This is a genomic window from Streptomyces sp. 13-12-16, assembly GCF_002114215.1.
GTDB lineage: Bacteria > Actinomycetota > Actinomycetes > Streptomycetales > Streptomycetaceae > Streptomyces.
This window is the reverse complement of record NZ_NCTE01000806.1, coordinates 1-1,275: the sequence shown is the minus strand read 5'-3', so window position 1 is coordinate 1,275 and position 1,275 is coordinate 1. Positions and strand designations below refer to the sequence as shown.

The 1,275-nt window shown below is 77.3% G+C and carries 1 pseudogene; it reads right to left on the bottom strand.

The features are described from left to right. Positions 1 to 1,275: pseudogene (locus B7767_RS46645) on the bottom strand (helix-turn-helix transcriptional regulator); the annotation flags it as partial.

Below are 1,275 nucleotides of genomic sequence, written 5' to 3'. Positions count from 1 at the left end.
CGAGCCGCAGTTCCTCCTCGGCGAGGGCCAGCGCCTCCCGCGGCCGGCCGAGCGCCAGCTCGCACTCGGCGGCGGCGACGCGCCAGGGGGCGACCACGGACCTGGACGCCTCGCGGGCCGCCTGGCGCCGTCCGCACTCCATGAAGTCGTCCAGTGCCGCCGCCGGGTCCCCGGCGGCGGCACGCAGCACCCCCCGCGCGTACAGGAAGCGGTTCGTCCGCCAGGAGTCCGGTGCCGTCCGCAGGTCGAACCCGTCCACGAGACGGGCGGCCTCCTCCAGCCGGCCCGTCTCCACCAGCGCGATCACGGCCTGCGTGTGCGCGCTGGTGGGTCCGGGCCCGGACGGCCCGGACCCGGACGACCGGGCCCTCGGGTCGGCGAGCACGGCGTCGAAGTCCGCGCGGGCCGCCGCGAGATCCACGCGCAGGTCGAGCAGGACGTGGTGCATGGGGTGCAGCAGGAAGGGGCCCAGCGTGTCCAGGGCGCGCCGCACCAGGCGCTCGGCCTCGTCGAGTTCGTCCGCCCAGTGGGCCACGGCGGCGGCCGTGCCGAACAGGAACGGCTCGGCGATCGGGTCGACCGGTCCCTCCAGGAGCGTGCGGGTCTGCGCCATCGCGTCCCGTGCCGAGATCAGGCCGGCCGTCGCCTCGTACCGCACGTTCAGCATCCGGTGGGCCGCGCCGAGCAGGTCCGTGGTGCCCCCGTCCGGCCCGGAGCGCCGCCGGTACTCCCTGCGCAGGGCGCCCAGTTCCTCGTCGGACATCAGTACGGCGACGGCGCGCAGCGTGCGCACCAGGTCGGGCCGGTCCGCCAGCCGGTGCTCCTCCTCCCGGAGCATGCGCAGCGCCGCCCGGGTCTCCCCGCTGCGGACGAGCGCCGTGGCCAGGGCCACCATCGCCCGCACCAGGTCCCGGGGCCCGCCCGGCAGCCGTACGGCCTCCGCGAGCCGGGCGATGCCGCCGGACGGGTACTCGGCGCACTCCAGGGAACCGAGCTGGATGAGGACGGTGGCCCGGCGGACGGGCGCCATGGGTTCGTCCAGGGCTCGTCTCAGTAACGCCACGGCGCTCCGCGGGCAGCCGGCGCGCACCTCGTCGGCCGCGGCCTCGACCAGCACGTCGACGGCCCAGGACTCGGCCACCGCGGAGGCGTGCGCCAGGTGTCCGGCCACCACGGCGACCTCGGCGCCCCCGCGCATCAGCTCCTCTGCGGCGGTGCGGTGGGCCGCCCTGCGCCGGCCGCTCGTCCAGCCGCTCAGCACCGCGTCGCGCAGCA